At 70.5% G+C, this 26969-nt stretch carries 31 protein-coding genes; 19 read left to right on the forward strand and 12 right to left on the reverse strand.

Annotation, left to right across the window (positions count from 1 at the left end):
• The first annotated feature begins 9 nt into the window (after positions 1 to 9).
• Both OG302_RS33650 and OG302_RS33655 read left to right on the forward strand, forming a co-directional pair.
• The gene (locus OG302_RS33650) at positions 10 to 450 is read left to right on the forward strand and encodes a GNAT family N-acetyltransferase (protein ID WP_371530214.1); all 441 of its coding nucleotides are present in this window, start codon (positions 10 to 12) and stop codon (positions 448 to 450) included.
• A 93-nt stretch (positions 451 to 543) separates the two neighbouring features.
• Complete coding sequence (locus OG302_RS33655; protein WP_371530215.1) at positions 544 to 1149, forward strand: histidine phosphatase family protein; 606 nt, start codon at positions 544 to 546, stop codon at positions 1147 to 1149.
• Positions 1150 to 1209: 60 nt separating this feature from the next.
• On the opposite strand, the gene OG302_RS33660 is transcribed toward OG302_RS33655, so the two are convergent.
• The 5 genes from OG302_RS33660 to OG302_RS33680 all read right to left on the reverse strand — a co-directional run bounded on the left by OG302_RS33660 (position 1210) and on the right by OG302_RS33680 (position 5212).
• Positions 1210 to 1731, reverse strand: coding sequence for a DUF6314 family protein (locus OG302_RS33660; protein WP_371530216.1), 522 nt, complete (start codon positions 1729 to 1731; stop codon positions 1210 to 1212).
• A 61-nt stretch (positions 1732 to 1792) separates the two neighbouring features.
• Positions 1793 to 2779, reverse strand: coding sequence for an aldo/keto reductase (locus tag OG302_RS33665; RefSeq protein WP_371530217.1), 987 nt, complete (start codon positions 2777 to 2779; stop codon positions 1793 to 1795).
• Between the two features lie 131 nt (positions 2780 to 2910).
• Entirely contained in the window at positions 2911 to 3384 is a 474-nt protein-coding gene (locus tag OG302_RS33670; RefSeq protein WP_371530218.1) for a VOC family protein, read from the reverse strand.
• Positions 3385 to 3520: 136 nt separating this feature from the next.
• Positions 3521 to 4525: a MerR family transcriptional regulator gene (locus OG302_RS33675; protein ID WP_371530219.1), complete on the reverse strand. Its 1005-nt coding sequence runs from the start codon at positions 4523 to 4525 to the stop codon at positions 3521 to 3523.
• Between the two features lie 3 nt (positions 4526 to 4528).
• Positions 4529 to 5212, reverse strand: coding sequence for a HEAT repeat domain-containing protein (locus OG302_RS33680; protein ID WP_371530220.1), 684 nt, complete (start codon positions 5210 to 5212; stop codon positions 4529 to 4531).
• Between the two features lie 131 nt (positions 5213 to 5343).
• On the opposite strand from OG302_RS33680, the gene argC reads away from it, so the two are divergent.
• From argC to OG302_RS33705, 5 genes are read left to right on the forward strand one after another with little or no spacing between them, the layout of a single operon-like run.
• On the forward strand, positions 5344 to 6372 hold the full coding sequence (argC, locus tag OG302_RS33685) for an N-acetyl-gamma-glutamyl-phosphate reductase (protein WP_371530221.1): 1029 nt from the start codon (positions 5344 to 5346) through the stop codon (positions 6370 to 6372).
• Positions 6369 to 7523, forward strand: a complete 1155-nt coding sequence (argJ, locus tag OG302_RS33690) for a bifunctional glutamate N-acetyltransferase/amino-acid acetyltransferase ArgJ (RefSeq protein ID WP_371530222.1) — start codon at positions 6369 to 6371, stop codon at positions 7521 to 7523. The genes argC and argJ overlap by 4 nt, the downstream gene beginning before the upstream one ends.
• Positions 7520 to 8461 (forward strand): acetylglutamate kinase, encoded by a 942-nt coding sequence (argB, locus tag OG302_RS33695; RefSeq protein WP_371530223.1) that lies wholly within the window; start codon positions 7520 to 7522, stop codon positions 8459 to 8461. Before argJ ends, argB begins: the two co-directional genes overlap by 4 nt.
• A complete protein-coding gene (locus OG302_RS33700; RefSeq protein WP_371530224.1) occupies positions 8458 to 9666 on the forward strand; it encodes an acetylornithine transaminase in 1209 nt (402 codons plus the stop codon). Before argB ends, OG302_RS33700 begins: the two co-directional genes overlap by 4 nt.
• Positions 9667 to 9673: 7 nt before the next feature.
• Positions 9674 to 10228: an arginine repressor gene (locus tag OG302_RS33705; RefSeq protein ID WP_361834342.1), complete on the forward strand. Its 555-nt coding sequence runs from the start codon at positions 9674 to 9676 to the stop codon at positions 10226 to 10228.
• On the opposite strand, the gene OG302_RS33710 is transcribed toward OG302_RS33705, so the two are convergent.
• The 4 genes from OG302_RS33710 to OG302_RS33725 form a co-directional block, all read right to left on the reverse strand.
• Positions 10158 to 10556 carry a GntR family transcriptional regulator gene (locus tag OG302_RS33710; protein WP_371750314.1) on the reverse strand — a complete coding sequence of 133 codons (399 nt, stop codon included), beginning with the start codon at positions 10554 to 10556 and terminating at the stop codon, positions 10158 to 10160. The two genes, OG302_RS33705 and OG302_RS33710, sit on opposite strands and share 71 nt — an antisense overlap.
• A 46-nt stretch (positions 10557 to 10602) precedes the next feature.
• On the reverse strand, positions 10603 to 11598 hold the full coding sequence (locus tag OG302_RS33715; RefSeq protein WP_371750315.1) for a bile acid:sodium symporter family protein: 996 nt from the start codon (positions 11596 to 11598) through the stop codon (positions 10603 to 10605).
• 104 nt (positions 11599 to 11702) lie between these two features.
• Complete coding sequence (locus OG302_RS33720; RefSeq protein ID WP_371530225.1) at positions 11703 to 12416, reverse strand: L,D-transpeptidase; 714 nt, start codon at positions 12414 to 12416, stop codon at positions 11703 to 11705.
• Positions 12417 to 12419: 3 nt separating this feature from the next.
• Entirely contained in the window at positions 12420 to 13007 is a 588-nt protein-coding gene (locus OG302_RS33725) for a pyridoxamine 5'-phosphate oxidase family protein (RefSeq protein WP_371530226.1), read from the reverse strand.
• 138 nt (positions 13008 to 13145) lie between these two features.
• On the opposite strand from OG302_RS33725, the gene argH reads away from it, so the two are divergent.
• From argH to OG302_RS33745, 4 genes are all read left to right on the forward strand, one after another.
• Complete coding sequence (argH, locus tag OG302_RS33730; RefSeq protein ID WP_371530227.1) at positions 13146 to 14576, forward strand: argininosuccinate lyase; 1431 nt, start codon at positions 13146 to 13148, stop codon at positions 14574 to 14576.
• 96 nt (positions 14577 to 14672) lie between these two features.
• Entirely contained in the window at positions 14673 to 15647 is a 975-nt protein-coding gene (locus OG302_RS33735; protein WP_371530228.1) for an aldo/keto reductase, read from the forward strand.
• Positions 15648 to 15759: 112 nt separating this feature from the next.
• Positions 15760 to 16311, forward strand: coding sequence for a TetR/AcrR family transcriptional regulator (locus tag OG302_RS33740; RefSeq protein WP_361834369.1), 552 nt, complete (start codon positions 15760 to 15762; stop codon positions 16309 to 16311).
• The gene (locus tag OG302_RS33745) at positions 16308 to 17849 is read left to right on the forward strand and encodes an MFS transporter (protein WP_371530229.1); all 1542 of its coding nucleotides are present in this window, start codon (positions 16308 to 16310) and stop codon (positions 17847 to 17849) included. The genes OG302_RS33740 and OG302_RS33745 overlap by 4 nt, the downstream gene beginning before the upstream one ends.
• A 162-nt stretch (positions 17850 to 18011) precedes the next feature.
• Here the strand turns inward: OG302_RS33745 and OG302_RS33750 are convergent, their stop codons facing one another.
• Positions 18012 to 18632, reverse strand: coding sequence for a lysophospholipid acyltransferase family protein (locus OG302_RS33750; protein ID WP_361056899.1), 621 nt, complete (start codon positions 18630 to 18632; stop codon positions 18012 to 18014).
• Between the two features lie 456 nt (positions 18633 to 19088).
• Here OG302_RS33750 and OG302_RS33755 point away from each other — a divergent pair, with 456 nt between their 5' ends.
• The 3 genes from OG302_RS33755 to OG302_RS33765 all read left to right on the forward strand — a co-directional run bounded on the left by OG302_RS33755 (position 19089) and on the right by OG302_RS33765 (position 21401).
• Positions 19089 to 20255 (forward strand): glycerophosphodiester phosphodiesterase, encoded by a 1167-nt coding sequence (locus tag OG302_RS33755; RefSeq protein ID WP_371530230.1) that lies wholly within the window; start codon positions 19089 to 19091, stop codon positions 20253 to 20255.
• A gap of 89 nt (positions 20256 to 20344) precedes the next feature.
• The gene (locus OG302_RS33760; protein ID WP_371530231.1) at positions 20345 to 20860 is read left to right on the forward strand and encodes a sigma-70 family RNA polymerase sigma factor; all 516 of its coding nucleotides are present in this window, start codon (positions 20345 to 20347) and stop codon (positions 20858 to 20860) included.
• Positions 20861 to 20897: 37 nt separating this feature from the next.
• Positions 20898 to 21401, forward strand: coding sequence for a GNAT family N-acetyltransferase (locus OG302_RS33765; protein WP_361834378.1), 504 nt, complete (start codon positions 20898 to 20900; stop codon positions 21399 to 21401).
• A 16-nt stretch (positions 21402 to 21417) separates the two neighbouring features.
• On the opposite strand, the gene OG302_RS33770 is transcribed toward OG302_RS33765, so the two are convergent.
• Complete coding sequence (locus tag OG302_RS33770; protein WP_371750316.1) at positions 21418 to 21837, reverse strand: hypothetical protein; 420 nt, start codon at positions 21835 to 21837, stop codon at positions 21418 to 21420.
• 7 nt (positions 21838 to 21844) lie between these two features.
• The gene (locus OG302_RS33775) at positions 21845 to 22204 is read right to left on the reverse strand and encodes a hypothetical protein (protein WP_371530232.1); all 360 of its coding nucleotides are present in this window, start codon (positions 22202 to 22204) and stop codon (positions 21845 to 21847) included.
• 70 nt (positions 22205 to 22274) lie between these two features.
• Here OG302_RS33775 and OG302_RS33780 point away from each other — a divergent pair, with 70 nt between their 5' ends.
• The 5 genes from OG302_RS33780 (at position 22275) to OG302_RS33800 (ending at position 26835) form a co-directional block, all read left to right on the forward strand.
• Positions 22275 to 22922, forward strand: coding sequence for an HAD family hydrolase (locus OG302_RS33780; RefSeq protein WP_371530233.1), 648 nt, complete (start codon positions 22275 to 22277; stop codon positions 22920 to 22922).
• A 406-nt stretch (positions 22923 to 23328) separates the two neighbouring features.
• Positions 23329 to 24387 carry a methionine ABC transporter ATP-binding protein gene (locus tag OG302_RS33785; RefSeq protein ID WP_371530234.1) on the forward strand — a complete coding sequence of 353 codons (1059 nt, stop codon included), beginning with the start codon at positions 23329 to 23331 and terminating at the stop codon, positions 24385 to 24387.
• Entirely contained in the window at positions 24384 to 25115 is a 732-nt protein-coding gene (locus OG302_RS33790; RefSeq protein ID WP_371530235.1) for a methionine ABC transporter permease, read from the forward strand. The genes OG302_RS33785 and OG302_RS33790 overlap by 4 nt, the downstream gene beginning before the upstream one ends.
• A gap of 56 nt (positions 25116 to 25171) precedes the next feature.
• Complete coding sequence (locus tag OG302_RS33795; protein ID WP_361834390.1) at positions 25172 to 26005, forward strand: MetQ/NlpA family ABC transporter substrate-binding protein; 834 nt, start codon at positions 25172 to 25174, stop codon at positions 26003 to 26005.
• Positions 26006 to 26007: 2 nt separating this feature from the next.
• Positions 26008 to 26835: a MetQ/NlpA family ABC transporter substrate-binding protein gene (locus OG302_RS33800; protein ID WP_371530236.1), complete on the forward strand. Its 828-nt coding sequence runs from the start codon at positions 26008 to 26010 to the stop codon at positions 26833 to 26835.
• Positions 26836 to 26969 lie beyond the last annotated feature (134 nt).

Genomic DNA, 26969 nt, shown 5'->3' on the forward strand with positions numbered 1-26969 from the left:
CTTGCCGCCATGACCGACGCACCGCACACGCTGCCCGCCGGGTACGAGATGTCCACCGACTCCGCCCGCCTCGATGCCGCCCGCGTCCATCAGTGGCTCTCCACGGACGCGTACTGGGCGAGGGGGAGATCCCGCGAGAAGCAGGACCGGGCGATCGCCGGATCGCTCAACTTCGGGGTCTACGAGGCGGCTTCCGGCGAGCAGGTCGCGTACGCCCGCGTGGTCACGGACCACACGACCTTCGCCTGGCTCTGCGACGTGTACGTCGACCGGTCGGTGCGCGGCAAGGGCTTCGGGAGCGCGCTCGTGGCGGGGGTCAGGGACCACCTGGAGCCGTGCGGTCTGCGGCGAATTCTGCTGGCTACGGCCGATGCGCACGGGGTGTACGAGAAGGTCGGATTCAGCGCGCTCGAAGACCCGGAGAAGTGGATGGCGCTCGGCCGGCAGTAAGCGGTCCGCTTCGTGACATCCCGGGCGCGAGGGCTCCATACGTACCCTCGGCAAAGCCTTGACCTGCGCACCGGCGCGCTCCACGATCACCGCATGCATGTTCGGGTCTCGCTCGTCGCCGCCGCGCGAAGCGGCTCGCTGCTCGCCGAGCGCTTCGAGGACGACCGCCCGCTCGACCGGGCTGGCTGGCACGAGGTGCAGCTCGCCGCGCCCGCGCTGCTGCCGCTGGGCGTGGCCGAGCTGCGCTACTGCTCGCCCACGCCCCGCAGCCGCGCCACCGGCGACGGCCTCGGCTTCGCGCCGCTGGCCCAGCCGGCTCTGCGGGACTGCGGCATGGGGCGCTGGCGCGGTCTGACCCTCGCCGATGTGACGGCGCGCGAGCCCGCCGCCGTCGACGCCTGGCTGCGCGACCCGCGCTCGGCGCCGCACGGCGGCGAGTCGCTCCTCGCGTTCATCTCGCGGATCGGCGGCTGGCTGGACACGCGCCCCGTCGGCGACGGCTCACGGGTCCTCGCGGTGGCCGAACCCGCGGTGGTCCGTGCGGCGCTCGTCTACGCCCTGAAGGCGCCCCCGTCGACGTACTGGAACATCGACGTCCGCCCCCTGTCGACGGTCACCCTGACCGGTCACGGAGGCCGCTGGAACCTGCGCATCGCGGCCGAGGGCGAAGGGGCGGCGGCGAACGGTGGCGGCCGGTGAGCCCCGTGGCGCCCGAGGGGTTCCGCGCTGGGAGACGTGCCCCGGAAGCCGTGGGGATCGCTACCGGCCCTGACTTTCCGGGGACGGACGATGTGGCTGAGTCGTGTGCGGCGCTGTGGGGTCGCGTCGGGTGTACGCCGTCGTGAGGATCAGGTCCTTGGCGGGGCCCGCGACCCGCCACCGCATCCGCCAGCGCCACTCGTCGTACACCTCGAACTCGCCCCGGTAGAGGTCGAGCGCGCACGGATGGTCGGCGGTGTGCCTGCCGGTGCGCAGGTCCAGGTCGTGGAAGGGGCGGCCGTCGGCGAAGAGGACGCGCGCGGTGCCCGGTCCGTCGCCCGGCAGGAAGCGCAGGGTGCGTTCGGCGGGGCGAGGGGTGCCGCGCCAGGTGAAGGTGCCGGACTCGTGGTGCAGAAGGCCCCCGTCCCCGGACGCGGTGAACGCCGTCGTGCCGGAGAAGTGGCCCTCCGCGTTGCCCGCCACATCCCGCGCGGTCCGCTCCACCTGCCATGTCCCGGCCAGGTACGCCAGCACGTCCGGCACGCCGTGGAAGGCCTCGGCTGCTTCATCCGGAAAGGGCATGTCCGCAGGTTACGCGGCACCCGGCCCCGGCCCCCGGTCCCGCCCCCCTGTCCAGGGAGGTCTACTTGTCGACGAACCCGAGGCTGTTCTCGTCGTACCGGGTCCCGGCGACCGCGTCCGCGGGAGCCGCCGCGTCGATCGCCGCGAGCTCGTCGGCGGAGAGTTCGATGGCCAGCGCGCCCAGGTTCTCCGTGAGGTACTTCTCCCGGCGCGTGCCGGGGATCGGCACCACATCGTCGCCGCGGTGCTGCACCCAGGCCAGGGCGAGCTGCCCCGCGGTGACGCCCTTCTCCTCGGCGAGCTTGTCGAGGGCGGCCACGATGGGCAGGTTCCGCTCCAGGTTCCCGTCGGCGAACCGCGGCTGCTCGCGCCGCATGTCCCCTTCCTGGAGACCGGCGACCGAGGTGTAGCGCCCGGTCAGGAAGCCGCGGCCGAGTGGCGAGAACGGCACGACGCCGATGCCGAGCTCCCGGCAGACCGGCGCGATCTCCGCCTCCAGGTCCCGCGTCCAGAGTGACCACTCGCTCTGCAGCGCTGCGATGGGATGCACCGCGTGCGCCCGCCGGATCGTCCGCGCGCTCGCCTCGGAGAGCCCGAGGTGACGTACCTTCCCGGCCTCGACGAGCTCGGCCATCGCGCCGACCGTCTCCTCGATGGGCACGTCCCGGTCGACGCGGTGCAGGTAGTACAGGTCGATGTGGTCGGTCCCGAGCCGCCGCAGCGAGGCGTCGCACGCCTCGCGTACGTACGCGGCGTCGCCCCTGATCCGCGTCGACTCGCCGAGGCGGTTGGTGAAGCCGAACTTCGTGGCGACGACGGCCTGCTCGCGCCGGCCGGCCAGCGCACGCCCGATCAGCTCTTCGTTGTGCCCCGCGCCGTAGAAGTCGGAGGTGTCGAGCAGGGTGACGCCGAGGTCGAGGGCGCGGTGGAGCGTCGCGATCGACTGCGCGTCGTCCGAGGTGCCGTAGGCGTGGCTCATCCCCATGCAGCCGAGCCCCTGCGCCGAGACGGTCAGTGCTCCGAGACGGCGGGTGGGAATGCTGGTCATGCCGGTACCTCCAGGTGGAGCCGAATGCCCTTTTCAGGGCGGTCGGCTCCGACCCTAGGAGTTGGAGTCGACTCCAAGTCAAGCCATTTCCACGGGCGTTGAGCCTGGCGTTGAGGCCGACGACGCGGCGGTCACTTCCCGTCCGCCGCCGCGTACAGCGCCGCCACGTCGAGCTTCCTCATGCCGAGCATGGCCGTCATGGCGCGCTGCGCCCGTCCCTGGTCGGGGTCGGACATCAGCTCGCCCATGGCGGCGGGGACGACCTGCCAGGAGAGGCCGAACTTGTCCTTGAGCCAGCCGCAGGGGCCCTCCTCGCCGCCCTCGGAGAGCTTCGTCCAGTAGTGGTCGACCTCCTCCTGGTCGGCGCAGTCGATCGTGAAGGAGACCGCTTCGTTGAAGGTGAACTGGGGGCCGCCGTTGAGCGCCAGGAACTGCTGGCCGTCGAGCTCGAACTCGACGGTGAGCACGGTCCCGGCGGGCCGCGGCCCGGCCTCGCCGTAGTAGGAGACGTTCGTGATCTTCGAGTTCGGGAACACCGAGACGTAGAACGTGGCGGCGTCCTCGCCCTGCTCGTCGAACCAGAGGCTGGGCGTGATCCGGGGCATGAGTCTCTCCTGTCGTACGGCGTGGTGTGCGTCTGCCTCTATTGACCCTTGCCGCCGCGCGAACTCATCGCCGGCCGAGACCGATCGGCCGAGTATTTCCCCTAGGCCGCTTATGCGGCCCCCGGGGCACGGTCCGTCATCGTGCGTCGCGCAGCTGAAGGAGGTAGGCCGCGGTCAGCGCGACGGCACGGTCCGCGTCGTGCGACAGCTCCACGAGGGCACCGGACGCCCTCGCCCCCGGGATGCCCGCAAGCGCCTGGGTCAGCCGTCCGCGTGCGGGTGCTCCGGTGGTGTCGTGGGTCAGGCGGTCGACGAGCCTCGTCGCGATCCGGTCCGCCATCGCGGTGTCGCTCGCCAGCACGCTCAGCGCATCGGCCGCGTCGGTGTCGTTCCTTCCCTCCACGATCATGTCGACGAGCATCGGGACCGCATCGGCCACCCCACGCGCCCCGAGCGTCAGAGCCGCGCACCCGCGGACCACGACGTCGGGGTTCGCGAGGGCATCCCGCAGATGCGCGGCGGCGGCCCCGCCGGGCATCTCGGCGAGGGACCGGACGGCACGTTCCCGTACCTCGGCCGCCGGTGAGTCGAGGGCCTTGGCCAGCAGAGCCGTGCCGCGGTCGCCCGATCGCGCCAGCGCCCATCGGAGGGCCCCCGCGACGTTCGGATCCCGCTCGCTCAGTGCCGCCTCGACCAGGGCGTCCACCGGCACCGGAACCTCGTCGACGGAGGCCAGGGCCGCGCGCTGGCGCGCGTCGGCGCTCTTGGATCCCAGTGCCTGGAGGAGCGCCACGACCTGGAGGACGTCCTCCCAGCCGGCGGGGTCCGCGGCATCGATCCGGCGCAGTCGCGTGAGCAGCTCGGTCTCCGCCGCGATGCGCTCGCGCGTCTGACGGATGAGGTCGTCGACGAGCGCGGAGGGCGTGCAGCCGGGATCGTCGAGCGCGCGTCCGATCTCGCGCAGCGACAGACCCAGTGACCGCAGGCTCTCGATCTGGAAGATCTGCCGGATGTCCGCCGCGGAGTACTCCCGGTAGCCGGAGCCGGTACGGCCCGAGGGGCGCACCAGTCCGAGCGACTCGTAGTGCCGGAGCATGCGGGCACTGACCCCGGACCGTCGCGCCACCTCACCGATCAACACGCCCTATCGTCCCTCCTGGCCGGACCCGTCGAGGGCCACGACGCGCTTCGCCTCCTCGATCGCGGCCTCGAACCCGGCGTCGGGGTCGCGCAGCAGCCGCTGGGTGGCGAGCGCGTGCGTGCGCACGCGTGGCTCAGGGTCCTTCGCCGCGGCGAGCAGGGCCGGCGCGATCACGTCTCCCAGGGCGACCAGCGCCCGGCTGAGACTCAGCCGCGTCTCCCGCCCACCGCGCCCGAGCTGCGTCGCAAGCACCGTGGCCAGCGCACCCTCCTCGCCCTCCGGCACGAGGACGACCGCGGCCCGCCAGGCGCTGCGCGCCACCTCGTCGTCGGCGTCGGACAGGAGCGCGGGCGTGATCGCCGGCCACGCCCGCCGGTCCCCGATCTTGGACAGCGTGTGCAGCGCCTGACTCCGTGCCTGCACCCCCTCCGAGCGGACCTCGCGGAGCAGCCGGGGAAGCGTCATGGACACCGGGTGGCGGGTGAGCGCCCACGTCAGCATGTCGCGGACGAAGAACTCGGGCTCGACCGCGCAGCGCTCGACGAGCCTGTCGACGAAGCACGGGCCGGGCGTCGTGCCGACCTCCAGGGCGGCCCGCAGCCGCACGGACGAATGATCGTCCGCCAACCCCTGAAGCAGCCCCTCCAGCGCTCGTACCGCATCCGTGTCCTGTCGCGTGATCGTCATCGAGACCACCTCCCTGGCGAGCAGTGAAGACCTTGACACGGTGACAAGGTCAACCCGGGAGGCCGCACCGGAACCTCGTTGCATAAAACTGCGCTGATACGTATAGTCATGCCATCTAGGAGGAGGGTTCCATGGCGGTACGCGCAGCAGTGGCGGGAGCGAGTGGGTACGCGGGCGGTGAATTGCTGCGTCTGCTGCTCGTCCACCCCGAGGTGGAGATCGGCGCCCTGACCGGCAACTCGAACGCGGGCCAGCGCCTGGGCGCGCTGCAGCCGCACCTGATGCCGCTCGCCGACCGCGTCCTGGAGCCGACCACCGCCGAGGTCCTCGCCGGACACGATGTCGTCTTCCTCGCCCTGCCCCACGGCCAGTCCGCCGCCGTCGCCGAGCAGCTCGGCCCGGACGTCCTCGTCGTCGACATGGGCGCCGACTTCCGGCTGAAGGACGCGGCCGACTGGGAGAAGTTCTACGGCAGCGAGCACGCCGGGACCTGGCCCTACGGCCTGCCCGAGCTGCCGGGAGCGCGCGCGGCCCTCGCGGGGTCCAAGCGCATCGCGGTGCCCGGCTGCTACCCGACCGCCGTGTCGCTCGCGCTCTTTCCCGCGTACGCCGCCGGGCTCGCCGAGGCCGAAGCGGTCGTCGTCGCCGCCTCCGGGACCTCGGGCGCGGGCAAGGCGGCCAAACCGCACCTGCTGGGCTCCGAGGTCATGGGCTCCATGTCGCCGTACGGCGTGGGCGGCGTCCACCGGCACACCCCGGAGATGATCCAGAACCTGTCGGCCGCCGCGGGCACCCCCGTCACCGTCTCCTTCACACCCACCCTGGCCCCGATGCCCCGCGGCATCCTCGCCACGTGCAGTGCGAAGGCGACGGAGGGTGTCACCGCCGAGTCCGTGCGGGCCGCGTACGAGAAGGCCTACGCGGACGAACCGTTCGTGCGCCTGCTCCCCGAGGGGCAGTGGCCCGCGACCGCCGCCGTGTACGGCTCGAACGCCGTGCAGATCCAGGTCGCGTACGACGAGGCCGCGGGCCGCGTCGTCGTGATCAGCGCCATCGACAACCTGACCAAGGGCACCGCGGGCGGCGCCCTGCAGAGCATGAACATCGCCCTCGGCCTCGACGAGGCCACCGGGCTCACCACGATCGGAGTGGCACCGTGAGCGTCACGGCAGCACAGGGATTCACGGCGGCGGGCATCGCCGCCGGAATCAAGGAGAACGGCAACCCGGACCTGGCCCTCGTGGTCAACACCGGGCCCCGCCTGGCCGCCGCGGGCGTCTTCACCTCCAACCGCGTCAAGGCCGCCCCCGTCCTCTGGTCGGAGCAGGTGGTCAAGGGCGGGCTCATCTCGGCCGTCGTCCTCAACTCCGGTGGCGCCAACGCCTGTACGGGCCCCCAGGGGTTCCAGGACACCCACGCCACCGCCGAGAAGGTCGCCGAGACCCTGGACCTGAACGCGGGCGAGGTCGCCGTCGCGTCGACGGGACTCATCGGTGTCACGCTCCCCATGGACAAGCTCCTGCCGGGCGTCGAGGCCGCGGCCGGTGAACTCTCCGCACACGGCGGCGAGAAGGCCGCCATCGCCATCAAGACCACCGACAGCGTGCACAAGACGGCCGTGGTCACCCGGGACGGGTGGACGGTCGGCGGCATGGCCAAGGGCGCGGGCATGCTCGCCCCCGGACTCGCCACGATGCTCGTGGTCCTCACCACGGACGCCGACCTTGAGGCGGACGTCCTGGACAAGGCGCTGCGGGACGCCACGAAGGTCACCTTCGACCGCGTCGACTCCGACGGCTGCATGTCGACGAACGACACCGTGCTCCTGCTCGCCTCGGGTGCCTCACACGTCGCCCCGGAGTACGCCGCGTTCGCCGAGGCCGTCCGCACGGTCTGCGACGACCTCGCCCGCCAGCTCATCGGCGACGCCGAGGGCGCGAGCAAGGACATCCGGATCGAGGTGGTCAACGCCGCCTCCGAGGACGACGCCGTCGAGGTGGGCCGCTCCATCGCCCGCAACAACCTCCTCAAGTGCGCCCTGCACGGCGAGGACCCCAACTGGGGCCGGGTGCTCTCCGCCATCGGCACCACGAAGGCCGCCTTCGAGCCCGACCTGCTGAACGTCGCCATCAACGGCGTCTGGGTCTGCAAGAAGGGCAGCGTGGGCGAGGACCGCGACCTCGTCGACATGCGGTACCGCGAGATCCGGATCACCGCGGATCTGGCGGCCGGCACCGCCGAGCCCGTCGTGATCTGGGCCAACGACCTCACCGCCGACTACGTCCACGAGAACAGCGCGTACTCCTCATGAGCGGCAACACGAGCGGCAACACGAGCGGCAATCCGACCGCGCGGAAGCACACCGCGCTCCCCAAGGCACAGATCCTCATCGAGGCGCTGCCCTGGCTGACCCGGCACCGCGGCAAGACCGTCGTCATCAAGTTCGGCGGCAACGCCATGGTCGACGAGGAGCTGAAGGCGGCCTTCGCGCAGGACGTCGTGTTCCTGCACCACGCGGGCCTCAGGCCCGTCGTCGTGCACGGCGGCGGACCGCAGATCAGCGCGGCTCTGGACCGGCACGGCATCGTCAGCGAGTTCAAGGCAGGCCTGCGGGTCACCACCGAGGACGCCATGGACGTCGTACGCATGGTGCTCGCGGGCCAGGTCCAGCGCGAGCTCGTCGGGCTGCTCAACCAGCACGGCCCGCTCGCCGTCGGCCTCACCGGCGAGGACGCGCACACCATCACCGCCACCAAGCATCAGCCCCGCATCGAGGGCGAGTTGGTCGACATCGGCCGCGTCGGCGAGATCACCGAGATCGACACCGGCGCCATCGAGGCCCTGCTCGCCGACGGCCGTATCCCGGTCGTCAGCTCGATCGCCCGTTCCCAGGATGACGGACATGTCTACAACGTCAATGCTGATACGGCGGCTGCGGCACTTGCGGCTGCGCTGGACGCAGAGACCCTGATGGTCCTCACGGACGTCGAGGGGCTCTACGAGGACTGGCCGAACAGCGACGAGGTGATCAGCCGCCTGACCGCGAAGGAGCTGGAGAAGCTCCTTCCCGAGCTGGCCAGCGGCATGGTCCCCAAGATGGAGGGCTGTCTGCACGCCGTGCGCAACGGCGTCGAGACGGCCCGCGTGATCGACGGCCGGGTCCAGCACTCGATCCTGCTGGAGATCTTCACCGACGAGGGCATCGGCACGATGGTCGTGCCCGACGCAGAGGGGGATGTGCGGTCGTGACGGGAAACCAGGAACTGACCCGGCGCTGGCAGGACGCGCTGATGGACAACTACGGCACGCCGAAGCTGCCCCTCGTCCGCGGCGCGGGCAGCAAGCTGTGGGACGCCGACGGCACGGAATACGTCGACTTCGTCGGCGGCATCGCGGTCAACGCGCTCGGCCACGCCCACCCGGCGGTCGTCGAGGCGGTCAGCACCCAGATCGCCTCCCTCGGCCACGTCTCGAACCTCTTCGTCGCCGAGCCGCCGGTCGCCCTTGCCGAGCGGCTGCTCCAGCTCTTCGGCCGTCCGGGCCGGGTGTACTTCTGCAACTCCGGTGCCGAGGCCAACGAAGGCGCCTTCAAGATCGGCCGGCTGACCGGGCGTGCGCACATGGTCGCCACCGAGGGCGGCTTCCACGGCCGGACCATGGGGGCACTCGCGCTCACCGGCCAGCCCGCCAAGCAGGAGCCGTTCCTGCCGCTGCCCGGCGACGTCACGCATGTCCCGTACGGCGACGTAGCGGCCCTGCGGGCGGCGGTCACCGAAGAGACCGCCCTGGTCGTCATCGAGCCCATCCAGGGCGAGAACGGCGTGATCGTGCCGCCCGCGGGCTACCTCAAGGCAGCCCGCGAGATCACCGCGGCCACCGGGACCCTCCTCGTCCTCGACGAGGTACAGACCGGAATCGGCCGTACCGGCCACTGGTTCGAGTACCTCGCGCACGAGGGCGTGGAGCCCGACGTCGTCACGCTCGCGAAGGGTCTCGGCGGTGGCCTGCCGCTCGGCGCGACGGTCGCGTTCGGCGCGGCGGCGGAACTCTTCAAACCCGGTCACCACGGAACGACGTTCGGCGGGAACCCGGTGGCATGCGCGGCGGGGCTCGCCGTACTCGACACGATCGAGGCGGACGGGCTCCTGGAGAACGTGAAGCGGGCGAGCGAGAAGCTGCGTGGCGGAATCGAGTCACTCGGCCACCCGCTCGTGGGCCATGTCCGGGGAGCGGGCCTGCTGCTGGGTATCGTGCTCACCGAGCCGCTCGCGCCCCAGGCGCAGCAGGCGGCTCAGGACGCCGGCTTCCTGGTGAACGTGCCCGCCCCCGATGTCGTACGGCTGATGCCACCGCTGAACGTGCGCGACGACGAGGTGGACGCGTTCCTGCGGGCCCTGCCCGGCGTGCTTGACCAGGCCACCGCGGCCGACGGGGACGGACGATCCGGAGAATGAGACGACGATGAGCCAGGCGCAAGGCAACGAGCACGCGGAACACCCGGATCACGCCGGGCCCGCCGTGCCGCAGACCCGCACCGCACGCCACCGCCGGATCGTGGACATCCTCAACCGGCAGCCGGTCCGCTCCCAGAGCCAGCTCGCGAAGCTGCTCGCCGACGACGGCCTCACGGTCACCCAGGCGACGCTCTCGCGGGACCTGGACGAGTTGAACGCGGTGAAGATCCGCAATGCCGAGGGCGACCTCATCTACGCGGTGCCCAGCGAGGGCGGCTTCCGCACGCCACGGGCGCCGCTGGGGGAGTCCGCCAAGGAGGAGCGGATGCGCCGCCTCTCCGCGGAACTCCTGATCTCCGCGGAGGCCTCGGCCAACCTGGTCGTCGTGCGCACCCCGCCGGGCGCGGCCCAGTTCCTCGCCTCGGCGATCGACCAGGCGGAGCTGCACGACATCCTGGGCACGATCGCGGGCGACGACACCCTGATGCTGATCAGCCGGGAGGCCACGGGAGGCCAGGCGCTGGCGGACCACTTGCTGCGCCTGGCTTCGAACGAGCACTGACCGACCGCGGGACCCCGGGCGCCGCCCTGCCACCGGCTTCGGCGAGCGCCCGGGTCCAGCCGAGCTGCTGGTCGAGCGGGGTCCCGTCGAACGTGACGATCGAACCGATCCCGGCGTGCGTCTCGATGAACCCCTGCTCGCCGAGCGCGCTCAGCGCCTGCCGCACGGTGGTGCGACTGACCCCGAACCGCTCCCGCAGGGCGTGTTCGCCGGGGAGACGGCTGCCGTCGGCGTGCACCCCGGCGCGGATCTCGTCGGCGAGTACGTGCGCGACGCGATGATGCTCATGAACCTGTCCAGGTATGTCCAGAAGGTAAGCGGAGCTGATCCGTCCCGTCTATGGCCGCCGGAAGATTCTTTGCGGAGGCGGGCGGTCAGGCCTGCTCGGCCCGCTGCTCCGTCCGCCGCGCCCGGTGCGACATCCAGGCGGCGACCAGGGCCCCCGAGACGTTGTGCCACACGGAGAACACGGCGGCGGGCAGCGCGGCCAGCGGACTGAAATGGGCGGTGGCGAGCGACGCGGCGAGCCCCGAGTTCTGCATGCCGACCTCGAAGGCCATGGCGCGCGAGGCCGGCGGGCCGAGGCGGGCCAGCTTGCCCGCGCCGTAGCCGAGCGCCAGGCCGAGGCCGTTGTGCAGAACGACGGCGAGGAACACTAGGAGGGCGGCCGACTTGATCGCGGCGGCGCTGCCCGCGACCACGACGGCCACGATGACGGCGATGGTCAGCGCGGAGAGCCAGGGCAGCGCGTTGAGCACCCGCCCGATGTAGCGGCCGAACAACAGCCGTACGACGAGACCGGCGAGGACCGGAAGCAGCACGGTCTTGAGGATGTCCGTGACCATCGACCCCGCGTCCACGGGCAGATACTCGCCTGCGAGGAGCAGCGTCAGCGGAGGCGTGATGAGCGGCGCGAGCACGGTGGAGACGGTGGCGACGGAGACCGACAGCGCCACGTCACCGCGCGCCAGATAGGTCACGACGTTGGACGCGGTCCCGCTCGGCGCGCAGCCGACCAGGATCACCCCGGCCGCCAGCTGGGGCGAGAGCCCGAGCGCGTGGGCGATCAGCCAGCCGAGCCCCGGCATGATCACGTAGTGCGCGACCAGACCGAGCGCGACGGCCCAGGGCCGCTTGACGACGCCCTGGAAGTCGAGCGGGGTCATGGTGAGCCCCATGCAGAACATCACGAGCCCCAGGAGGTACGGGACGTTCGTGCCCCAGCCCTTGAAGGTGTCCGGCGCCAGCAGGCCGAGCGCGCCCGCGACGAGCACGAGGACGGGAAAGACCGTGACGGCGAGGCGGGCCGCCTTGTCGCCGCTCTCCGTTGAACTGGGGATCGTCTGTTCGGTTCGCACCCGGCGATGCAACGCCGCCGCGGAGTGCGGACGCAACCGTGTCTCGATATGTGGTCGCTACACGGAGCTGGCGGGGCGGTTCGGCGGGGTGGTTCGGCGGCGCTTTCCGGCGGGTGTCAATACCGAGTGACGGCGGTGGCCCCCGACTCCGTACCGATCGCCATGTGCGGTCGCCCCTCCGGCTTTGCCCAGCGCAGGATCCGGGTCATGGCCTCGTCCGGAACGGATACACAACCCGCCGTCGCCCCGCGGCCGTTGACGTGCAGGAAGATTCCGGCGCCGCGTCCCCGTACCGGGTGGTCGTAGTTGAAGCCGATCACCAGGGCGTGCGCGTACTGGGGGTCGTAGGTGATGAGGTGTTCGGACTCGGTGGCGCGGCAGTCGGCGGGGCGGGGCCGGGTCCAGCGGTTGTAGGAGCGGGACTCGTTGTCCTGGCACCACCAGGAGTTCTTCGTGACGCGGCGGTACGGGTAGTCCGCGCCCGGCGGCTCGGCCCTGATCCCGAAGGCGTACGGGAGGCGGAAGAGGCCGGTGGGGGTGGTGTTCGTGCCCTGCTTGCGGGTGGCGCCCTCCGTCAGGCCCTTCGCGCCGAACCGTGCCGGCGCGGACCCCGACTTCAGCCACCGGCCCCCGCGCCGGTCCCACCACGTGACCGTGCCGGTGGTGGAGCCGGTGCGCGCGGCCTTCGCGGTGATGAGCTGGGTGCCGCCGCCCGTGTCGGCCATCCGGTCCGGCAGCGGAGGGCCCGCGCCGGGGGCGGCGCCGAGGGTTCCGGTGGCGGCGAGCACGAGGGCGGCTGCGGACGCGAGGGCGGCGGCACGGGGGCGCATGGCTCAGACCGTAGTGGGCGGCAGGGGCAGCGGCAGCCCGGGCAGGCCGTCCATGCTCTGCGCGATGTGCTCCTTCTTGGCGAAGTACGCGCTCAGTGACGCGTCGTCCTCGCGGGCGAAGCGCCGGGCGTGCAGGTCGCGGTCTTCGTCGTACGACATGTAGGGCACCGCGTATCCGCAGGAGTCGCGGACGAGTTCGGCCGTCACGACGATGATCGCCCGCAGGCCGTGCTGGGTCGGGTCGATCGCGGGGAAGTGCCCGAGCAGTTCGGCCCAGCGCGGGTCGTCGCGGAAGACGGGTTCGCCGCGGCCGTGCACCCGGACGATGTTCGGCGGGCCCTGGAAGGCGCACCACATCAGGGTGATGCGGCCGTTCTCGCGCAGGTGCGCGACGGTCTCCGCGGTGCTCCCCGCGAAGTCCAGATAGGCCACGGTGTGTTCGTCGACGACGGCGAACGAGCCGGTGAGGCCCTTGGGGGAGAGATTGACCGTCCCCTCACCCGAAAGGGGTGCGGTGGCGGTGGAGAAGAGAGGCTGGGCCTCGATGAACGAGCGGAGTCTGCCGTCTATGCGTTCGTAGGTCTTTCCCATGTCCAGGGATTATTCGTCAGAGGTACTTCGTCTGTCTAACGACTTCGCCGACGTCTCGCGCCGTGGCTGGATTGACGAAACATACGGAGGGCTGCATACTCATGCATGACGGCGAATGCAGGGTAAGGAGCACGTGAAGTGAGCAGCAACAACGGCGGTGACGTCCGGCTCTGGGGCGGCCGGTTCGCGGACGGTCCGGCAGAGGCCCTGGCCAAGCTGTCGGCATCGGTCCACTTCGACTGGTGCCTGGCGCCGTACGACATCGCCGGTTCCCGCGCCCACGCGCGCGTGCTCCACAAGGCGGGGCTCCTCACCGAGGACGAGCTGACCCGCATGCTGGCCGGCCTCGATCAGCTGGAGGCCGATGTGGCCGACGGCTCCTTCGTGGGCACCATCGCCGACGAGGACGTGCACACCGCCCTGGAGCGCGGTCTGCTCGAACGCCTCGGAGCGGACCTCGGCGGCAAGCTCCGCGCCGGCCGCTCGCGCAACGACCAGGTGGCGACGCTCTTCCGGATGTACCTGCGGGACCACGCCCGGATCATCGGCGGCCTGATCGCCGACCTCCAGGGCGCTCTCATCGGCCTCGCCGAGGCGCACCCGGACGTCGCCATGCCGGGCCGCACGCACCTCCAGCACGCCCAGCCCGTCCTCTTCGCGCACCACATCCTGGCGCACGTCCAGCCCCTCGCCCGCGACGCGGAACGCCTGCGGCAGTGGGACGAGCGGACAGCCGTGTCGCCGTACGGCTCGGGCGCGCTGGCCGGCAGCAGCCTGGGTCTCGACCCGGAGGCCGTCGCCGCGGATCTCGGCTTCGAGCGCGGGAGCGTGGGCAACTCCATCGACGGGACCGCCTCGCGGGACTTCGCCGCCGAGTTCGCCTTCATCACCGCGATGATCGGCGTGAACCTCTCCCGGATCGCCGAGGAGATCATCCTGTGGAACACGAAGGAGTTCTCCTTCGTCACGCTCCACGACGCGTTCTCGACCGGCTCCTCGATCATGCCGCAGAAGAAGAACCCGGACATCGCCGAGCTGGCGCGCGGCAAGTCGGGGCGGCTCATCGGCAATCTGACGGGCCTGATGGCGACGCTCAAGGCGCTCCCGCTCGCGTACAACCGTGACCTCCAGGAGGACAAGGAGCCGGTCTTCGACTCCTGCGACCAGCTGGAGGTCCTGCTCCCCGCCTTCACCGGCATGATGGCGACCCTCACCGTGCACCGCGAGCGTATGGAGGAGCTGGCCCCCGCCGGTTTCTCGCTCGCCACCGACATCGCCGAGTGGCTGGTCAAGCAGGGCGTTCCGTTCCGGGTGGCGCACGAGGTCGCGGGTGAGTGCGTCAAGGAGTGCGAGGCGCACGGCATCGAGCTCGACCAGCTCACGGACGAGCAGTTCGCGAAGATCTCCGAGCACCTCACCCCCGAGGTCCGCACCGTCCTGAACGTCCCCGGCGCCCTGGCATCGCGCGACGGCCGCGGCGGCACCGCCCCCTCGGCCGTCGCCGCCCAGCTCGCCGAGGTCAAGGCCGATCTGAAGGTCCAGCAGGAGTGGGCGGCGGCGCGCAAGTGACGCCGGATCAGCGCGTACTGCGTTGACGTGGGCATCGCGGGTTACGTTGGTCGTCTTCCGCAAGGAACCGAAGGAGCCGACCGAACGGAGCCCGCGATGCCTTTCTCGCGCCTGGCCGCAGCGACCACCCCCACCGCCCACATCGGGTTCGGCCTCGCCGCCGTCGGCAGGCCCGGCTACATCACGCTCGGCCGTGACGCCGACCTGCCGCCCTCACGCAGCGTCGAGGCCCTGCGCGAGCGCACGCTCGAACTGCTCGACGCCGCCTACGCGCTGGGCGTCCGGTACATCGACGTGGCGCGCTCCTACGGCCGCTCCGAGGAGTTCCTCGCCGACTGGCTGCACGCCAGGCCCGACATCCGGGACGTCGTGATCGGCAGCAAGTGGGGCTACACGTACACGGCCGCCTGGAACGCCGACGCCGCCGGTCCGCACGAGGTCAAGGACCACAGCGTCGCCGCGTACGTCCGTCAGCGCGAGGAGAGCGCCGAACTGCTCGGCGAGCGGCTCGACCTCTACCAGATCCACTCCGTGACCCCGGAGAGCCCCGCACTCAACGACAAGGAACTGCACGCCCAACTGGCCGAACTGGCGGCTTCGGGCGTGACGGTCGGGCTCTCGGTCAGCGGCCCCGGGCAGGCGGCCGCGATCCGTGCCGCCCTCGAAGTGACCGTCGACGGCGAGCCGCTCTTCCGTACCGTCCAGGCGACGTACAACGCCCTGGAGACCTCGGCGGGCCCCGCGCTCGCCGAGGCCCATGACGCGGGGCTCACCGTGCTGGTCAAGGAGGCCATGGCCAACGGCCGCCTCGCCGGCCCGCAGGCCCCCGCGGCCCTGCGCGAGATCGCCGGGGCCAACGACCTCGGCAGCGACGCGGTGGCCCTCGCCGTGGTCCTGCGCCAGCCGTGGGCGGGCGTGGTCCTCTCCGGCGCCGCCACCTCGGTCCAGCTCGTCTCGAACCTGCACGCGGCGGCCGTCGACCTCGACGCCGGACAGCTGGAGCGGCTCGCGGGTCTCGCGGAGGAGCCCGCCGCGTACTGGGAGCGGCGCGGACAGCTGCCCTGGCACTGAATCCACCTGTTTCGGGACCTATGTGCGCGTAATCCACATGGGCGTGCCCTACGTGTGAGTGGCGTGCGTATCTCGTGAGACAAGAATGTCTCATGTGGATTATGCTTGTCTCATGTCAGTCGATCGCGATCAGGTGCTGCGCAGCGCCGCCGCCCTGCTCACCCGCAAAGGCTCCGCCACGATGGACGAGGTGGCGCGCGCCGCGGGGATCAGCCGGGCCACCCTGCACCGCCACTTCGCCGGGCGTGACGCCCTCGTGCGCGCCCTGGAGGAGCTCGGCATACAGGAGTGCGAGGCCGCCCTGGAGGCGGCCAGGCTCGGCGAGGACAGCGCCGAGGAGGCGCTGCGCCGCCTGGTGAAGGAGTTCCAGCCGGCCGCGGGCCTGCTCGCGTTCCTCGTCACCGAGAACCAGCTCTTCGAGGACGACGCCCAGCACGAGGGCTGGTCCCGGCTCGACGACAGCATCGGCGCGCTCTTCCGGCGCGGCCAGGAGAGCGGCGAGTTCCGCATCGACCTGAGCCCCGCCTGGCTCACGGAGGCGCTGTACGGACTCATCGGCGCCGGCGCCTGGGCCGTACTGGACGGCCGCGTGGCCGCCAAGGACTTCACACACATGATCGCCGAGCTGCTGATCGGCGGCGCACAACGGAGAGTGGAACCATGACCAGCATCGAACAGCGGACGGCGTCGACGGAGGTCGAGCGCAGTCCAGGGCGCTGGCTCGCGCTCGCCGTGCTGGTCCTGGCCGTGCTGCTCGTCGCCGTGGACGCGACGGTGCTCGGCCTTGCCACGCCGTACATCAGCGAGGACCTCGAACCCACCGGTACTCAGCTGCTGTGGATCGGCGACGTGTACTCGTTCGTCATCGCCGGTCTGCTCGTCTCCATGGGCAGCCTCGGTGACCGCATCGGCCGCAAGAAGCTCCTGCTGATAGGGGCTGTCGCCTTCGGCGGTGTCTCGGTCCTCAACGCCTACGCGACCACTCCCGAACTGCTCATCCTGGCCCGGGCGCTGCTCGGTGTCGCGGGCGCGACGCTGATGCCGTCCACGCTCGCGCTGATCCGCAACATCTTCCACGACCCGCGCGAGCGCAGCCTCGCGGTCGGCATCTGGGGCGCGATGGCGTCGGCCGGTGCCGCCGTCGGGCCGGTCGTCGGCGGTTTCCTGCTCGAACACTTCTGGTGGGGCTCGGTCTTCCTGATCAACCTGCCGGTGATGGCCGTGCTCGTCCTGGTCGGCATCAAGCTCCTGCCCGAGTCGAAGAACCCGGCGCCGGGCCCCTGGGACCTGATCAGCGTCGTGCTCTCGCTCATCGGCATGATCGCCATCGTGTACGCCATCAAGGAGGCGGCAGCGCACGGCATTCGCTGGGACATCGGGGTGGCGGCCGTGCTCGGCGTGGCGGCGCTCACCTGGTTCGTGCGGCGCCAGCTCACCCTGACGGCACCCCTCCTGGACATGCGCCTCTTCCGCAACCGGGGGTTCTCCGGGGCGGTCCTCGCCGACCTCCTCACGGTGCTCGGCCTCTCGGGCCTGGTCTTCTTCCTCTCGCAGTTCCTGCAGCTCGTGCAGGGGCGGCGGCCGTTCGAGGCGGGCCTCGCCGAACTGCCCGCCGCGGTGGGCGCGGTGGCGGCCGGTCTGATCGCGGGCATGGTCGCGCGGCGGTTCTCCGTGCGCGCGGTGGTGGCCGGCGGACTCGCGGCGGTGGGCATCGCCCTGGCGGCGCTCACCACCCTGAGCCAGTCCACCGGGTATCCGCTGCTCGGCGCCTCGCTCCTGGTGGTCGGCATCGGCGCGGGCTTCTCGTTCACGGTGACCGCCGACGTCATCCTCTCCAGCGTGCCCAAGGAACAGGCGGGCGCGGCGTCCGCGGTCTCCGAGACGGCGTACGAACTGGGCGCGGCACTCGGCATCGCGCTGCTCGGCTCCATCGTGACCGGCGTCTACCGCGGCTTCACCGCCCCGGCGGGCACCCCGCCCGAGGTGGCGTCGGCCGCGCACGAATCGCTGGGCGGCGCGGTGGAATCCACGGCGGGTCTCCCGGCCCACCAGTCCGAGGAGCTGCTTGCCTCGGCCCAGGACGCCTTCGTCGACGGCCTGCGGCTGGCCTCCGGCGTGGGCGCGGCGGTCCTGCTCGCCACCGCCGTGGCGGCGTGGTTCCTCCTGAAGGGCTCAAAGCTGGAGGACGGCATCGAGCACTGAGAGGCGTCCCATAAGGGGCGCGGGGCTGTGCCATGGTGCGGCTCCGCCGCGTGGGCGCGACCAGCCACGGACGGCTCGCGGACGAGAAACGCGGAACGCCCGCCCGGCATCGGGGAAAGCCCCGACGCCGGGCGGGCGCACCGCCGAAAACCGAGCCCCGGGCTACGCGGCCTTCGCCTTCGTGGCGTACATGTCCACGTACTCCTGACCGGACAGCTGCATGACCTCCGTCATCACGGAGTCCGTCACCGCCCGCAGCACATAGCGGTCGCGGTCCATGCCCTCGTAGCGCGAGAACTCCATCGGCTCACCGAAGCGCACCGTCACGCGGCCCGGCCGCGGAAGTCCCTTGCCGCCCGGCTGGAGCTTGTCCGTGCCGATCATCGCGAAGGGGACGACGGGCGCGCCGGTCATGAGGGTCAGCCGGGCGATGCCCGTACGGCCGCGGTACAGACGGCCGTCGGGGGAGCGGGTGCCTTCGGGGTAGATGCCGAAGAGCTTGCCCTCCTCCAGGACGCGGCGCCCGGTCATCAGGGCGGCGACGCCGCCGTGGCCGCCGTCGCGGTCCACGGGGATCATGCCGGAGCCGGTGAAGAACCAGGCCATCAGGCGGCCCTTGAGTCCCTTGCCCGTGACGTACTCGTCCTTCCCGATGAAGTACACCGGGCGCGGGCAGACGAGGGGCATGATCATCGAGTCGATGAACGTGAGGTGGTTTCCGGCCATGATGACCGGACCGGTGCCCGGAATGTTCTCGGCGCCTTCCACCCGAGGGCGGAACATCAGACGCAAGATCGGTCCGAGCACAGCCTTGATGAGCGCGAGACGGGACAACGGGCCCTCCGGTGTCAACGGGTCGACGACGAGTATGTGCAGGTGAGGACGATACTCGCGGGTCCCCGCTCACCGCACATCGGGTTCACGTACTCGATACGCAGAGTTGACTTCCAGGTGCGTGGTGTAGCCCTCGGTGCGCCCTCCCTGTGACGACGTTATCCCTGTGTGAGGCATGTGGCTCGTCCTAGTGGTCCTTGTCACGCACCGCGGTCACTCGCTGCCACGGAGTCCGTAGGCCTTCCGCGCCGGACCGAAGTCAGCCGAACGGATCCCCTCCCGCACACCAGTCGCCATACGGCGTCACCCTTCCGTTCGGTCCAGGGTCTCCCGTCCGTCACGTGGGGCCACCTACGATCGTCCCGCTTTGTCAGGTGCAAGGCAGTACATCGGGAGGAGTGCTCAATGGCTACGCAGAAGTCGGGTCGGCCGGAGTCCGGGGAGCGGCGGCCGGGGCGGCGCGCGGTGCTCGGAGCGGCGGTGCTCGGGGCGGGCACAGCCGTCGTAGGACTGCCCGGCGTGGCGAGAGCCGACGCGAAGCACGGGCACGGGCACGACGACCTGCCGGTGCCCACGATCGTCGCGCACCGCGGTACCAGCGGCTACCGGCCCGAGCACACGCTCGGTTCATATCAGCTCGCCCTCGACATGGGCGCGCACGTCATCGAACAGGACGTCGTGCCCACCAAGGACGGCCATCTCGTATGCCGTCACGAGAACGACATCACCGCGACGACGGACGTCGCCGCGCACCCCGAGTTCGCGTCCCGCAAGACCACCAAGTCCGTGGACGGCGTCTCGCTCACCGGCTGGTTCACCGAGGACTTCACGCTCGCCGAGCTGAAGACGCTGCGCGCCAAGGAGCGCATCCCCGGCACGCGCCAGCGCAACACCCTCTACGACGGCCGCTGGGAGGTGCCCACCCTGGAGGAGGTCTTCCGGTGGGCCGACCGCCAGGGACGTGAGCGCGGCAGGCGCGTCTGGCTGCACATCGAGACCAAGCACCCCACGTACTTCCGCAAGCTGGGCCTCGGCCTGGAGGAGCCGCTCGCCAAGCTCCTGCGCAAGTACGGGCGGCACAAGAAGAACTCGCCGAACTTCCTGCAGTCCTTCGAGCCCAGCAGCCTCCAGCGCCTGAACAAGCTCGTCGGCCCGCCGCTCGTGGTGCTCCTGTCGTCCGCGGGCTCCCGCCCCTGGGACTTCGTCGAGGCGGGCGACCCGCGCACCGTCGCCGACCTCATCAAGCCCGAGGGCCTGAAGTGGATGGCGTCGTTCGCGCAGGGCATCGGCCCGACGCTCGACCTGATCATCCCGAAGAAGGCGGACGGCAGCCTCGGCACCCCGACCACCCTGGTCAAGGACGCGCACGAGGCGGACCTGATCCTGCACCCGTACACGATGCGCAACGAGAACACCTTCCTGCCCACGAACTTCAGGAAGGGCACCGACCCGAACGCCTACGGCGACGCCTTCGGAGCCTTCAAGGCGTACTTCGAGACGGGCATCGACGGGATCTTCTCCGACAACTGCGACACCGCGCTGCTGGCCCGCGAGGACTTCGTCAACAGCTGATCGTCCGGCCCCGGTTGGGGTGACAGACGGCCGCTCCGGCAACCTCCTGCCGGAGCGGCCGCGTCACGTCTTGCATGACTCGGCCCTGCATGCCTCACTCGCTCATCCCCGCGTTGCGTCCGCTCCTCGCCGCCGAGGCCTCCGCCGCGGCGCACGGCTCCGGCACCGACCCCGGCGACCTCGAACAGGCCGTCTGGCTGCGCCTGCTGGAACGCATGGACGCCGCCGACCCACCCGCCGACCCGGCCACCTGGATGCGCGCCGCCGTCGCCTCCGAGGCGCGCCGCACCCGGCGTACCGCGGAACGCGAAGTGGCGTACGCGACCGAGCCCGCCGACGACTCCGAGCGCGGACCCGAACAGCGCGCCCTGCGGGCCGACCGCGACCGCACCCTGCACGCAGCGGTGCGCAGACTGCCCGGCCGCTGCCCCGGTCTCATGGCGGCGCTGCTGTCCCCCAAGGACCTCACCTACCGGGAGATCGCAGGTGAGTTGGGAATGTCACAGGGCAGTCTGGGGCCTGAACGTTCCCGTTGCCTGGGATGCCTGCGCAGAATGCTCGCGGCGGAGGTTGCGGCTCCTGAACCGTGGGGAAAGGAGCGATAGACAACCGGCGGAGCAGGTGAGCGGGAGGCATGCACACATGGGCATGAGCGTGACCATCTCGGAGGCGGGCGGACAGGACGCCGAGAAGATCCTCAAACTGCAGTACCTGTGCTACCAGAGCGAGGCCGAGCTGTACGGCGACTATTCCATCGAGCCGCTCACCCAGTCCCTCGACTCCATCCAGACCGAACTGACCGCCGGCAGCGTGCTGGTGGCCCGGCTCGGGGACGAGGTGGTCGCGTCGGTGCGCGGCACGGTCGACCCCGACGGAACGGCGCGGATCGACAAACTCATCGTCCACCCCAGGATGCAGCGCCACGGCCTGGGCGGCCGGCTCCTAGACGCGATAGAGAGGCACCTGGGGGAGGGCGGCACCGCCAAGTGCTTCCAGCTCTTCAGCGGCCATCGCAGCGAGCAGAATCTCCAGCTCTACCGCAAGCATGGGTACGCCGCGGTCGGCACCGAGCACGTGAACGAACGGCTCACGCGGATCACCCTCGCCAAGGACGTCGACGCGCGCGCCTTCGTGGCCAGCGCCTAGCCGCCGCCCGCGCCCCTCACAGGGCCTTGCGGGCCTTGTTCAGCCAGAAGATCCCGGTGATCGGCAGGATCACCGGGATGAACAGATAGCCCATCCCGAAGTCCGACCACACCGTGGCGTCGGGGAAGGCGGACGGTTCGACGAGCGTCCAGGTGCCCACCGCCAGGACGCCCACCAGCTCGGCGGCGCAGCACACCAGCGCCGCCCTGCGGGCCTTCTCGCCGCCGCGCACGAGCGAGTACGTGATGAAGCCGTAGACGAGACCCGCGAGCGCGGACAGCGTGTACGCGAGCGGCGCCTTGTGGAAGTCCGTCGAGATCTGGACGGCGGAGCGCGACACGGCGCCGACCACCATCACCCCGTACAGCCACACCAGCAGGATGCCCGGCCCGGTGATCAGCTTCTGCTTCCGCTCCTCGGGCTCCGTCACCGTCACCGTCACCTCAGCCTCCCCAGATGTCGTAGAGCCGCACCTGGAGCACGGCAAGGACCACGCCACCCGCGGCGACCGTGATGGAGCCCCAACGGGTGCGCTCCGCCAGGGACATGAAGCCCGCCGCCGGGATGCACGCGAAGGAACCGATCAGATACGCCACGAAGATCGTCGTGCCCTGCTCCGGCTTCTCGCCCCGCGCCAGCTGGACGATGCCGACGATCAGCTGGACGGTGGCCAGGAACGTCACCACACCCATGCCGATGAAGTGCCAGTCCTTGGTCGGCTGGTCCCGGTAGGCGGCGAAGCCGCACCACGCGGCGAGGGCGAGCGCGGCCACGGCGGTCGCGATCGTCAGGGCAACAAGCATGCCGTGACTTTATTACGGGCCCTATGACCCGATGCGCGCACCCCAGGGGTGCCCCGTACGCTCGGACACCATGAAGATCCACGCTGAAGCGCTCCTGTTCGACAACGACGGCACCCTCATCTCCTCCATGGAGTCGGTGTACCGCTGCTGGAGCCGCTTGGCGCAGGAGTACGGGATCACCGCCGAGGAATTCGCGCGGGTCGAGCTGCACGGCAGGCCCGCCGCCGAGATCATCGCCGACATGCTGCCCGCCGAGCGCGTGGCCGAGGCCGTCGCCCGCATCGAGGAGCTGGAGGTCTCGGACGTCGCGGGCGGCGTCGTGCTGCTCCCCGGCACCCGAGAGCTGCTTGAATCCCTGCCGCCCGAGCGCTGGGCCGTCGTCACCTCCGCCGGGCGGCGGCTGGCCGAGGCCCGGCTCGCGGAGGTCGGCATCGACGCCAAGATGGTGATCGCCGCCGACGACATCACGCGCGGCAAGCCCGACCCGGAGCCCTTCCTGCTCGCCGCCGTGAAACTGGGCGTCGACCCGGCACGCTGCGTCGTCTTCGAGGACGCTCCCGCGGGTCTCACGGCGGGGCGCGCGGCAGGCATGACCACCGTGGCGTTGGCCACAACGCACACCGCGGGCGAGCTCTTCGCGGACGTCGTCGTGAAGGACCTCTCGGCCGTGTCCGCACTGGCCACCGAGGGTGGCGTGGAGATCACCGCGGAGGGCTGAGCAGCCGTCCCCATGGGGCCGCACCTGTCCACCGGTTGTCCGTATAGCGGACAACCGTGGCGGGCCGCGGACGCACGCGTGTTTTACTGGTCCACATGACCACGACGAGCAACCGCACCCTTGCGACCGAGGCGATCACGACGCCCGGTGCTCGTTGTATGTGTCGAATGTGCGCCTTCTGAGGGCCCCCGCACCACTCCTGAGCATCGCGCCCCGAAGCGAAGCCGCTGTGCCACGCCCCTATGCGACGTACGCCTTACCGGCGACATGACGTAGGAAGCGAGCCTGCCCCGCGCACACCTCCTCCGGTTCCTTTCGCCACCGCGAGAAACCGTGCCGCGTTCCCCACGAATGCCCCGTGCCCGGCGACAACCGCGCCGCGCACTCGACAGTGACGGAAACCCCTGTGATCACCACTTCCGGCCTTACCAAGGTCTACCGCTCACGCGGTCGTGAAGTAACTGCCCTCGACGGCGTCGATCTGCATGTCCGCGAAGGCGAGGTGTACGGCGTCATCGGCCAGTCCGGCGCCGGCAAATCCTCGCTGATCCGCTGCGTGAACCTCCTGGAGCGCCCCACCGCCGGCACCGTCAGTGTCGCCGGCCAGGACCTCACCGCCCTCGCGGGGCGCGGCAGCCGCGCGAGCAAGGACCTGCGCCGGGCGCGCAGCCGCATCGGCATGGTCTTCCAGCACTTCAACCTGCTGTCCTCGCGCACCGTCAAGGACAACGTCGAACTGCCCCTGGAGATCCTCGGCCTCAGCGGCGCCGAGCGCTCCCGCAAGGCCCTCGAACTCCTCGACCTGGTCGGCCTCGCCGACAAGGCGAAGTCCTACCCCGCGCAGCTCTCCGGCGGCCAGAAGCAGCGCGTCGGCATCGCCCGCGCGCTCGCCGGCGACCCGAAGGTGCTGCTCTCCGACGAGGCGACCAGCGCCCTCGACCCGGAGACCACCCGCTCCATCCTGCGGCTCCTGCGCGACCTCAACCAGCAGCTCGGCCTGACCGTCCTGCTGATCACGCACGAGATGGACGTCGTCAAGAGCGTCTGCGACTCCGCCGCCCTCATGGAGAACGGGCAGATCGTCGAGTCCGGCACCGTCACCGAGCTGCTCGCGACGCCCGGCTCCGAGCTGGCCGCCGCGCTCTTCCCGGTCAGCGGCGAGGCCACGGGCACCGACCGCACCGTCGTCGACGTGACCTTCCACGGCGAGGCCGCGACCCAGCCGGTCATCTCCCAGCTGTCGCGCACGTACAACATCGACATCTCGATCCTCGGCGCCGCGATGGACACCGTCGCGGGCAAGCAGGTCGGCCGCATGCGCATCGAACTGCCCGGCCGCTTCGAGGAGAACGTCGTCCCGATCGGCTTCCTGCGCGAGCAGGGACTGCAGGTCGACATCGCGGGCCACGACCCCGTGACCACACCGGAGAACGCCACGCTGCTGGTCAAGGAAGGTGCCAAGTGACCTGGTCGGAGATGCAGCCCCTGCTGGAGCAGGCCTGTTGGGACACCCTCTACATGGTCGGCTGGTCGACGCTGATAGCCGTCGTCGCCGGACTGCCGCTCGGCATCCTGCTGGTCCTCACCGACCGCGGTGGGCTGCTGCAGAACACAGTCCTGAACAAGCTCATCGGGCAGATCGTGAACATCGCGCGTTCGATGCCCTTCATCATCCTCATGGTCGCGCTGATGGGCTTCACGCGCTGGATCACGGGCACCACGATCGGTCGTGAGGCCGCCATCGTGCCGCTCGCGATCGGCGCGACGCCGTTCTTCGCGCGGCTCGTGGAGACCGCGGTGCGCGAGGTCGACGGCGGCCTCGTCGAGGCCGTCCAGTCGATGGGCGGCAACACCTGGACCATCGTGCGCAAGGTCCTCGTGCCGGAGTCGCTGCCCTCGCTGATCTCCAGCACCACCACGACGATCGTCACGATCATCGGCTACTCGGCCATCACCGGCGCCGTCGGCGCGGGCGGCCTCGGCGACATCGCCATCCGCTACGGCTACCAGCGCTTCGAGACCGAACTGATGTGGATCACCGTCGGCATCCTCGCCGTCGTCATCTCCGTCATCCAGTTCGGCGGCGACTACGCGGCCCGCAGGTTGCACCGGCGCGGCGGCCACTCGGGCGCCGCCCCCAAGCTGCGCCTGCTCAAGCTCAAGACACCGCCGCCCCCGACCCCCTCGATCTGACCCACCCCCGCACACCCCATCGCGGGGCGTACCACCCATGGAGAAAGGCACTTTTCGTGCGTAACACCGCCAAGATCACCACCGCTGTCCTCGCTGCCGGAGCCCTCACCCTCGGGCTCTCCGCCTGCGGCTCCGACAAGGGCTCCGCCGCGGACAAGGACGGCAAGCTCATCGTCGCCGCGACCCCGACGCCGCAGGGCGAGATCCTGGACTACGTCCAGAAGAACCTCGCCAAGAAGGCCGGTCTCGACCTCGAGGTCAAGGAGTTCACCGACTACGTCACGCCGAACACCGCCGTTCAGCAGGGCGAGGTCTTCGCGAACTACTTCCAGCACAAGCCGTACCTCGACGACTTCAACAAGAAGAACGGGACGGACATCGTTCCCGTCCCGAACGCGACGGTGCACCTGGAGCCGCTCGGCGTCTACTCCAAGAACGTCAAGAAGCTCGACGGCCTCAAGAAGGGCGCCACGATCGCGCTCCCGAACGACACCACGAACGAGGCCCGCGCGCTCAAGCTCCTGGCCGACAACGGACTGATCGAGCTCAAGAAGGGCGTCGGCTACGAGGCCACCCCCAAGGACGTCTCGAAGAACCCCAAGAACCTCAAGTTCAAGGAGCTAGAAGCCGCCCAGGTGCCCCGCTCCCTCGGTGACGTCGACGCCGCGGTGATCAACGGCAACTACGCCCTGGAGGCCAAGCTCAGCCCGGCCAAGGACGCCATCGCCGCCGAGCCTGCCAAGGGCAACCCCTACGGCAACTTCCTCGCCGTGAAGAAGGGCGACGAGAACGACCCGCGCGTCAAGAAGCTCGCCAAGCTCCTCACCTCGCCCGAGGTCAAGAAGTTCATCGACGACAAGTACGACGGTGCCGTCGTCGCGGCGTTCTGATCATGCGCAGGCACGTCACGGCCGCCGTCACCGGCGCGCTCGCCCTCACGCTCGGGCTGACCGCGTGCGGCAGCGGATCCGGCTCGGGAGGCGCCGACAGTGACACGCTCACCGTCGGCGCCACCCCGACCCCGGCCGGCGAAGTCCTCACGTACATCAAGGAGAACCTCGCGAAGAAGAAGGGACTCGACCTCCGGATCACGGAGTTCACTGACTACGTCACGCCGAACACCGCGCTCCAGGAAGGGTCCCTCGACGCCAACCTCTACCAGCACGCCCCGTACCTGGAGGACTTCAACAAGTCCAAGAAGACGGAGCTCACGCCGGTGACCGAGGTCTATCTGCCGCCGATGGGGGTGTACGCGAAGAAGGCGAAGGACGTCACCGAGCTGCCCGCCGGCGCGACCGTCGCCCTTCCGAACGACACCACCAACGAAGGCAGGGCGCTGCAACTCCTCGCCTCCCAGGGTGTCATCGGGCTCAAGAAGGGGGCCGGTTCGACCGCCACCCCCGGGGACGTCACGTCCAACCCGAAGAAGCTCACGCTCAAGCCGCTGGAACCCGCCCAGCTGCCCCGCTCCCTGGAAGACGTCGACGCCGCGGTCATCAACAACAACTACGCGCTCGACGCCGGACTCAGCCCCAAGAAGGACGCCATCCTTCTCGAGTCGCCCAAGGACAATCCGTACAACAACGTGCTCGCCGTCAAGAAGGGCGACGAGGACGATCCGCGGGTCAGGAAGCTGGCCGAACTGCTCACTTCACCCGAGGTGAAACAGTTCATTCAGGACAAGTACAAGGGCTCCGTCCTGCCCGTCGAAACGAGCTGACGCACAGTCCGTTTCCGCCCTCGGCACGGGGTCTGCTCCTGATGAAGGAGCGGACCCCGTGGTGCGTTTGCGCGTGGACATGCTGCATGCTGGGCTCTCCAGCAGGCCCGAGGTTCCAGGTTACGGAGCAGCGC

It is taken from the genome of Streptomyces sp. NBC_01283 (genome assembly GCF_041435335.1).
GTDB lineage: Bacteria > Actinomycetota > Actinomycetes > Streptomycetales > Streptomycetaceae > Streptomyces.